This window comes from Acidovorax sp. Root275, assembly GCF_001428965.1.
Taxonomy (GTDB): domain Bacteria; phylum Pseudomonadota; class Gammaproteobacteria; order Burkholderiales; family Burkholderiaceae_C; genus Acidovorax; species Acidovorax radicis.
On sequence record NZ_LMJH01000010.1, the window covers coordinates 901,259 to 909,342 of the forward strand.

Here is an 8,084-nt window from a genome sequence, read left to right on the forward strand (position 1 = left end):
TCCTTTTCTGCTTAGGAGCGTTCCAGCTCGATGTCCAGGCCCAGCGAACGGATTTCCTTGACCAGCACGTTGAACGATTCCGGCATGCCGGCTTCGATGGCGTGTTCGCCCTTGACGATGGACTCGTACACCTTGGTACGGCCCACCACGTCATCGGACTTCACGGTCAGCATTTCCTGCAGGACGTAAGCGGCGCCATAAGCTTCCAGCGCCCACACTTCCATTTCCCCGAAACGCTGGCCACCGAACTGGGCCTTGCCGCCCAGCGGTTGCTGCGTGACGAGCGAGTAAGGACCGGTCGAACGGGCATGCATCTTGTCGTCCACCAAATGGTGCAACTTCAGGTAATGCATGTAGCCGATGGTCGTCGGACGCTCGAAGCGCTCGCCCGTGCGGCCATCGAACAGGTACGCCTGCGTGCGGGTGGGCGTGAGGCCCTTGCGCTCGGCGATGTCGTCTGGATAGGCGATCTTCAGCATGTCCTTGATTTCTTCTTCCGAAGCACCATCGAACACGGGGGTGGCATAAGGCACACCGGTGGTGAGGTTGGCAGCCATGGCCATCAAGTCTTCGTCGCTCAGCTGAGACAAGTCTTCCTTGCGGCCGCGGGAGTTGTACACCTCTTCCAGGAACGTGCGCAGTTCGGACGCCTTGGCCTGCTGCTGCAGCATGTCGCCGATGCGCTGACCGATACCCTTGCCAGCCCAGCCCAGGTGGACTTCCAGCACCTGACCAATGTTCATCCGCGAAGGCACGCCCAGCGGGTTCAGAACGATGTCGGCAGGGGTGCCATCGGCCATGTAAGGCATGTCTTCGACCGGAACGATCTTGGAGACCACGCCCTTGTTACCGTGGCGGCCGGCCATCTTGTCGCCAGGCTGCAGGCGGCGCTTGACGGCCAGGTAGACCTTGACCATCTTGAGCACGCCCGCTGGCAGCTCGTCGCCTTGCGTGAGCTTCTTGCGCTTTTCTTCAAAGGCCAGGTCGAAGCTGTGGCGCGTCTGTTCCAGAGCGTTCTTGATGGACTCGAGTTGCGTGGCGACTTCGTCTTCCGCGGGGCGGATGTCGAACCAGTGGAACTTCTCGACCGAAGCCAGGTAGGCCTTGTCGATCTTGGTGCCCTTGGCCAGTTTCTGCGGGCCGCCATTGGCCACACGGCCGTTGAGCAGCTTTTCAATACGGTCGAAAGCGTCGGCCTCGACGATGCGCAGCTGGTCGTTCAGGTCCAGGCGGAAGCGCTTGAGTTCATCGTCGATGATCTGCTGGGCGCGCTTGTCGCGCTGGATGCCTTCGCGGGTGAACACCTGCACGTCGATCACGGTGCCTTGCGAACCCTGGTCCACGCGCAGCGAGGTGTCCTTCACGTCGGAAGCCTTCTCGCCGAAGATGGCGCGCAAGAGCTTCTCTTCAGGCGTCAGCGTGGTCTCGCCCTTGGGCGTGACCTTGCCCACCAGCGTATCGCCGGGCTGCACTTCGGCGCCCACGTAGATGATGCCGGACTCGTCCAGGCGGTTCAGCTGCTGTTCCGACAGGTTCGGAATGTCGCGCGTGATTTCTTCCGCGCCCAGCTTCGTGTCACGGGCCATGACCACCAGTTCCTCGATGTGGATCGAGGTGTAGCGGTCTTCGGCCACCACGCGTTCGGAGATCAGGATCGAATCTTCGAAGTTGTAGCCATTCCAGGGCATGAAGGCGATCAGCATGTTCTGGCCAATGGCGATTTCGCCGAAGTCCGTCGATGCGCCGTCGGCGATCACGTCACCCTTGACCAGCATGTCGCCCTTCTTGACGATGGGGCGCTGGTGGATGTTGGTGTTCTGGTTGGAACGCTGGTACTTGATGAGGTTGTAGATGTCCACACCCACTTCACCGGCCAGTGCTTCTGCGTCGTTCACGCGCACCACGATGCGGGTGGCGTCAACGTAGTCGACGATACCGCCGCGGGTGGCCGTCACCACGGTGCCCGAGTCCACAGCCGCCACGCGCTCGATGCCCGTACCCACCAAAGGCTTCTCAGGGCGCAGCACAGGCACAGCCTGGCGCGACATGTTGGCGCCCATCAGCGCGCGGTTCGCATCGTCATGCTCCAGGAACGGAACCAACGAAGCCGCCACCGACACGATCTGTGCGGGGGACACGTCCATGTACTGCACACGGTCTGCACCGCACAGGATGGATTCGCCCTTTTCACGGGCAGAGACCAGTTCACCCGTCAGGCGACCATCCTTGTCGAGCACGGCATTGGCCTGCGCGATCACGTACTTGCCTTCTTCAATGGCCGACAGGTAGTCGATATCCATCGTCACCTTGCTGTCCACCACACGGCGGTACGGGGTTTCGATGAAACCGTACTCGTTGAGGCGGGCGTACAGGGCCAGCGAGTTGATCAGGCCGATGTTTGGACCTTCAGGCGTTTCGATAGGGCAGACGCGACCGTAATGGGTTACGTGCACGTCGCGCACTTCGAAGCCTGCACGTTCGCGGGTCAGACCACCCGGACCCAGTGCGGAAACACGGCGCTTGTGCGTGATTTCAGCGAGCGGGTTGGTCTGGTCCATGAACTGCGACAGCTGCGAGGCACCGAAGAATTCCTTCAGTGCTGCCGAGATCGGCTTGCTGTTGATCAGGTCGTGGGGCATCAGCGGCTCTTGCTCGGCCTGGCCCAGACGCTCCTTCACAGCCTTTTCGATACGTGCCAGGCCGGTGCGGTACTGGTTTTCGGCCAGTTCGCCCACGCAGCGCACGCGGCGGTTACCCAAGTGATCGATGTCATCGACTTCGCCGTTGCCGTTGCGCAGGTCCACTAGGATCTTGACCACAGCCAGGATGTCTTCGTTGGACAGCACCATGGGGCCGGTGGATTCGTCGCGGCCGATCTTGGCGTTGAACTTCATGCGGCCCACACGTGAAAGATCGTACGTGTCGGGGTTGTAGAACAGGCGCTGGAACAGGGCCTGCACAGCGTCTTCCGTGGGCGGCTCGCCAGGGCGCATCATGCGGTAGATGGCCACGCGCGCAGCAAATTCGTCCACCGTTTCGTCGATGCGCAGGGTCTGCGACATGTACGCACCCTGGTCGAGTTCATTGGTGTAAATGCATTGCACGTCTTGCACGCCAGCGCTGCGCAGCTTCTTGAGAAGTGCCTCGGTCAGCTCATCATTCGCCTTGGCGATGATTTCACCGGTGTCCGCGTCCACAATGTTGCGGGCGACAACGCGGCCGATCAGGAAGTCTTCGGGCACGCTGATGTGCGTGGTGCCGGACTGCTCCAGTTCACGGGTGTGGCGTGCCGTCACACGCTTGTCCTTGGCCACAACGACCTTGCCGGACTTGTCGGTGATGTCGAAACGGGCCACTTCACCACGCAGACGCTCGGACACAAATTCCATTTGTGCACCGCTGTCCATGAGGCGGAAGTTGTCGTTGACGAAGAAATTCGCCAGGATAGATTCTGGATTCAGGCCGATGGCCTTGAGCAGAATCGTGACGGGCATCTTGCGGCGGCGGTCGACGCGGAAGTACAGGATGTCCTTGGGGTCGAACTCGAAGTCGAGCCAGGAGCCACGGTACGGGATGATGCGCGCCGAGAACAACAGCTTGCCCGAGCTGTGGGTTTTGCCCTTGTCGTGTTCGAAGAACACGCCAGGCGAACGGTGGAGCTGAGACACGATCACGCGCTCGGTCCCATTGATAATGAACGAGCCCTTATCGGTCATGAGCGGCACTTCGCCCATGTAGACCTCTTGCTCCTTCACTTCCTTGACCACTTTGGACTGCGATGTCGAAGACTCACGGTCATAGATGATCAATTGCACCTTGGCGCGCACAGCCGAGGCGAAGGTCAGACCACGGGTCTGGCACTCACGCACGTCAAAAGCTGGCTTTGCCAGGTTGTACTCGATGAACTTCATCTCCACAAAACCGTTGTGGGAGACGATAGGAAAGGCAGCGTCGAATGCAGCCTGAAGGCCTTCGATGGTTCTTTTCTGAGGTGCTTTATCAGCCTGCAGGAAAGCGGTGTAGGCGTCCTTCTGCATCTGCAGCAGATAAGGAACTTCGAGCACGCTATCGCGGGTGCCGAAACTTTTGCGAATTCGCTTGCGTTCGGTGTAGGAATAGGCCATGAGATCTCCGGGCAAAGACATGAGTCCTGGGTCTTCGACGACTGACCCGCGAGGAGAGGTGTCCTCACGGGCTTGGCGGTTGGCCACTACCAACCATGGCGGACGGTGATGCGTTGCACATCACCCGAACCAAGGCGTCTTCTGCTGTCGGGGTTGTCAGAAGACACTCGCAAGCCTCGTTGACAACGAGGCTTGCGGGTGCTCTCTGAAAGCACCAAAGGCTGGAGGCCCTTTGAGGAGCACTCCAGCCCTTGAGCAAGACCGAATTACTTGAGTTCGGCCTTGGCGCCAGCTTCCACCAGCTTCTTGACAGCTGCTTCGGCGTCGGCCTTGGCAATGCCTTCCTTGACGTTCTTGGGAGCGCCGTCCACCAGGTCCTTGGCTTCCTTGAGGCCCAGGCCGGTGATTTCGCGCACAGCCTTGATCACGGACACCTTGTTGGCACCAGCTTCGGTCAGAACGACGTTGAATTCCGTCTTTTCTTCAGCAGCAGCAGCAGCGCCACCACCAGCGGCAGCAGGAGCAGCCATGGCTGCAGCGCTCACGCCAAACTTCTCTTCAATGGCCTTCACCAGGTCATTGAGTTCCAGAACCGTCATGCTGTCCAGCGCGGTCAAAAATGCGTCTTTATCGAATGCCATTTTGATTTCCTAACAATTTTGTTGGTTAACTGCCGAGCGATCAAGCTGCGACAGGTTCGGCGGCCGTTTCGGCAACGCCTTCGCCTTTTTTCGCCGCCAGCGCGCCCAGCACAACGGCCGTACGCGACATGGGGGACATAAGCAAGCCACAAATCTGAGCCAGCAGAACTTCCTTGGAAGGAATGTTGGCCAGTTGCTTAACGCCGTTGACATCCAGGGCCTTGCCACCGAAAGCGCCACCGCGAATCACCAGCTTGTCGTTGGTCTTCGCGAAATCGGCCACCACCTTGGCGGCGGCCACAGCGTCTTCAGAGAAGCCGTAGATCAGCGGGCCGGTCATCTGGTCTGCCACCACGTCAAACGCGCTGCCAGCCACAGCACGGCGAGCCAGGGTGTTCTTCAGAACACTCAGGGTCACGCCCTTGCTGCGAGCATCAACACGCAGTTTGGTCATGTCGGCGACCGTGATGCCACGGTATTCCGCGATCACAAGCGTTTGAGCTTTAGCGGCGAGGCTGGTCACTTCACTGATGACCGCTTCTTTCTCACTGCGATTAAGACTCAAGGTCTACTCCTTAAAATGCGCACTCGGCGAGTGCCTCATGCGCGCTCTTGTTGCAGCGACCAACTGTTTCGGAAAATTTTTCCATCTGCAGCGGGATCGCCATCTGCGTTGGTGCCTTGTCTGGCTTTAAGCGCGACCGGATCGCGCACCAACGGTCTTGGATGGCCTGTCGCTACTTTCGTAGCTCCAGCCCACCACATCGGGCCTGCCCGTGAAGGCACGCCCGAAGATTTCTTGCAATTACGCTGCAGCGATGGTTTGCGTATCCACGCGGACACCCAGACCCATCGTGGAAGACACAGCCACCTTGCGCAAGTACAGGCCCTTGCTGGTTGCTGGCTTGGCCTTGTTCAGGGCTTCGATCAGTGCAGCCAGATTGCCTTGCAGCTTGTCGTTGTCGAACGAGCGGCGGCCGATCGTGCTGTGCACGATACCGGCCTTGTCCACGCGGAACTGCACCTGACCAGCCTTGGCGTTCTTCACGGCCGTAGCAACGTCAGGGGTCACGGTGCCCACCTTGGGGTTAGGCATCAGGCCACGTGGGCCCAGGATCTGACCCAGGGTACCCACAACGCGCATCGCGTCAGGCGCGGCAATCACCACGTCAAACGGCATGTCGCCGGCCTTGACCATGGCGGCCAGGTCGTCCATACCGACGATGTCAGCACCGGCGGCCTTGGCTTCTTCAGCCTTGGCGCCTTGGGCAAACACCGCAACACGCGTCGTCTTGCCGGTACCATTGGGCAGCACCACGGCGCCACGGACCACTTGGTCGGACTTCTTGGCATCGATACCCAGCTGCACAGCCACGTCGATGGACTCATCGAACTTGGCAGTAGCCGCTTCCTTCACCAGAACCACAGCATCCGCGAAGGCGTACAGCTTGGTGCTGTCAACCTTGCCCTGCTGGGCCTTTTGCTTTTTTGTCAACTTGGCCATTTACAAACCCTCCACCGTCACGCCCATCGAGCGTGCAGAACCAGCCAGCGTACGGACTGCTGCGTCGACGTTCGCGGCGTTCATGTCCTTCATCTTGGTCTTGGCGATTTCTTCGAGCTGTTCGCGCGTGATCTTGCCGACCTTGGTCTTCAGCGGATTCGAAGAACCCTTTTCAAGCTTGATAGCCTTCTTGATCAGCGTCGTTGCGGGCGGCGTCTTGATGATGAAGGTAAAGCTCTTGTCTGCAAAAGCCGTGATGACCACAGGCAACGGCAGACCAGGCTCCACACCCTGGGTCTGCGCATTGAATGCCTTGCAGAACTCCATGATGTTGAGACCACGCTGGCCCAGGGCGGGACCAATGGGTGGGGATGGATTGGCCTTACCAGCTGGGACTTGCAGCTTGATAAAACCGACGATTTTTTTCGCCATGTTTTACTCCTTACGGGTCATAACGCCTTCGCTGCACCACGCAGCAACTGGCTCCCCGGGGTTAACGACTCGCTATCACAATGTTCGCACCGAGTCGAAAAGTGCGACATTCAACTTTTTCCCTGGTTTTCCAGGGAGGACTAGGTTTTATCGAAAAGACTTACGTCTTCTCGACCTGTCCAAACTCCAGCTCAACGGGTGTAGAGCGACCGAAGATCATTACGGAGACGCGCACACGACTCTTTTCGTAATTGACTTCTTCGACCGAGCCATTGAAGTCCGTGAAAGGACCTTCCTTGACACGAACCAGCTCACCCACCATGAATTCGATCTTGTGGCGCGGCTTCTCCGTGCCTTCCTGCATCTGGCTGACGATTTTCTGAACTTCTTCTTCAGAAATAGGTGCGGGACGATTCTTTGCACCACCCACGAAACCAGTCACCTTGTTGGTGTGTTTCACCAAATGCCAGGTGTCATCGTCCATGACCATTTCAACGAACACATAACCAGGAAACAGGCGACGCTCAGTCGTCTTGCGCTGGCCGTTTTTCATTTCCACAACTTCTTCGGTCGGCACCAGAATGCGGCCAAACTTATCCTGCATGCCAGAGCGGCCAATACGCTCCTGGATGTTGCGCTCCACGGCTTTTTCCATACCCGAGTAGGCATGGACGATGTACCAGCGCAGATCGGGGTTTACCGAAGCAGAAGCGCCTGCAGGAGCCTCTGCCCCAGTGATTTCCGCAGCGGTCGTCATGATTTTCTCCAACCCAGAACCAAGTCGTACAGAACCCATTCCAGCGTCTTGTCCGTGAACCACAGGAAAAGTGCCATGATCACCACAAAGGCAAACACATAAGCCGTCATCTGCAAGGTTTCCTTGCGAGTGGGCCAGACAACTTTTTTCACTTCGCGCCATGCATCCTTTGCAAAAGCAACGAACTGCCGACCGGACTCCGATACGAGAAATACGCCTGCAGCCGCAACCAGCCCGACGATCAGCGCAGCCCATTGAACGAGAGCGCCTTGTTTTCCCAACAAATAAAAACCCGCCACCGAGGCGATGACCAAAGCCACCACCGCTGCGAGCTTGGCCTTGTCTGCGCCTGTATTGACAGTTTCAACCTGTGAAGTGGCCATCTTTGAGTATTTCCTGCTTCCGATTCACGGCGCCGCTTAAGACACCGAAGCCCGCCAGGGCCTGGCGGGCTTGTTTTAGGCCACATTCAAGTGGCAGGGGCAGTAGGAATCGAACCTACAACCTTCGGTTTTGGAGACCGACGCTCTGCCAATTGAGCTATACCCCTGTATCCCTTGCCAATTACGCGAGGATCTTGGCCACGACGCCAGCGCCCACGGTACGGCCACCTTCGCGGATAGCGA

Annotated in this window: 7 protein-coding genes and 1 tRNA gene; all 8 read right to left on the reverse strand. The window is 58.6% G+C overall.

Annotated features, from left to right (window positions below; all coding sequences use genetic code 11):
• Positions 1-11: 11 nt before the first annotated feature.
• Complete coding sequence (gene rpoB, locus ASE52_RS23400) at positions 12-4,124, reverse strand: DNA-directed RNA polymerase subunit beta (RefSeq protein WP_010467243.1); 4,113 nt, start codon at positions 4,122-4,124, stop codon at positions 12-14.
• A gap of 266 nt (positions 4,125-4,390) precedes the next feature.
• Positions 4,391-4,765 (reverse strand): 50S ribosomal protein L7/L12, encoded by a 375-nt coding sequence (rplL, locus tag ASE52_RS23405; protein ID WP_010467242.1) that lies wholly within the window; start codon positions 4,763-4,765, stop codon positions 4,391-4,393.
• A gap of 40 nt (positions 4,766-4,805) precedes the next feature.
• A complete protein-coding gene (gene rplJ / locus ASE52_RS23410; protein ID WP_029414402.1) occupies positions 4,806-5,330 on the reverse strand; it encodes a 50S ribosomal protein L10 in 525 nt (174 codons plus the stop codon).
• A gap of 240 nt (positions 5,331-5,570) precedes the next feature.
• Positions 5,571-6,269, reverse strand: a complete 699-nt coding sequence (rplA, locus tag ASE52_RS23415; protein WP_010467239.1) for a 50S ribosomal protein L1 — start codon at positions 6,267-6,269, stop codon at positions 5,571-5,573.
• The gene (gene rplK, locus ASE52_RS23420) at positions 6,270-6,701 is read right to left on the reverse strand and encodes a 50S ribosomal protein L11 (protein WP_010467238.1); all 432 of its coding nucleotides are present in this window, start codon (positions 6,699-6,701) and stop codon (positions 6,270-6,272) included. It abuts the gene before it with no gap.
• A 160-nt stretch (positions 6,702-6,861) separates the two neighbouring features.
• Positions 6,862-7,458: a transcription termination/antitermination protein NusG gene (nusG, locus tag ASE52_RS23425; RefSeq protein WP_010467237.1), complete on the reverse strand. Its 597-nt coding sequence runs from the start codon at positions 7,456-7,458 to the stop codon at positions 6,862-6,864.
• A complete protein-coding gene (gene secE / locus ASE52_RS23430) occupies positions 7,455-7,841 on the reverse strand; it encodes a preprotein translocase subunit SecE (protein WP_010467236.1) in 387 nt (128 codons plus the stop codon). Before secE ends, nusG begins: the two co-directional genes overlap by 4 nt.
• 91 nt (positions 7,842-7,932) lie before the next feature.
• Positions 7,933-8,008 (reverse strand) — tRNA-Trp (locus ASE52_RS23435).
• Positions 8,009-8,084 lie beyond the last annotated feature (76 nt).

Bases quoted from the DNA above. Each gene is read 5' to 3' on its own strand.
- rplA (WP_010467239.1), bottom strand. From the start codon at position 6,269: ATGGCCAAGTTGACAAAAAAGCAAAAGGCCCAGCAGGGCAAGGTTGAC.
- rpoB (WP_010467243.1), bottom strand. From the start codon at position 4,124: ATGGCCTATTCCTACACCGAACGCAAGCGAATTCGCAAAAGTTTCGGC.
- rplL (WP_010467242.1), bottom strand. From the start codon at position 4,765: ATGGCATTCGATAAAGACGCATTTTTGACCGCGCTGGACAGCATGACG.
- nusG (WP_010467237.1), bottom strand. From the start codon at position 7,458: ATGACGACCGCTGCGGAAATCACTGGGGCAGAGGCTCCTGCAGGCGCT.
- secE (WP_010467236.1), bottom strand. From the start codon at position 7,841: ATGGCCACTTCACAGGTTGAAACTGTCAATACAGGCGCAGACAAGGCC.
- rplK (WP_010467238.1), bottom strand. From the start codon at position 6,701: ATGGCGAAAAAAATCGTCGGTTTTATCAAGCTGCAAGTCCCAGCTGGT.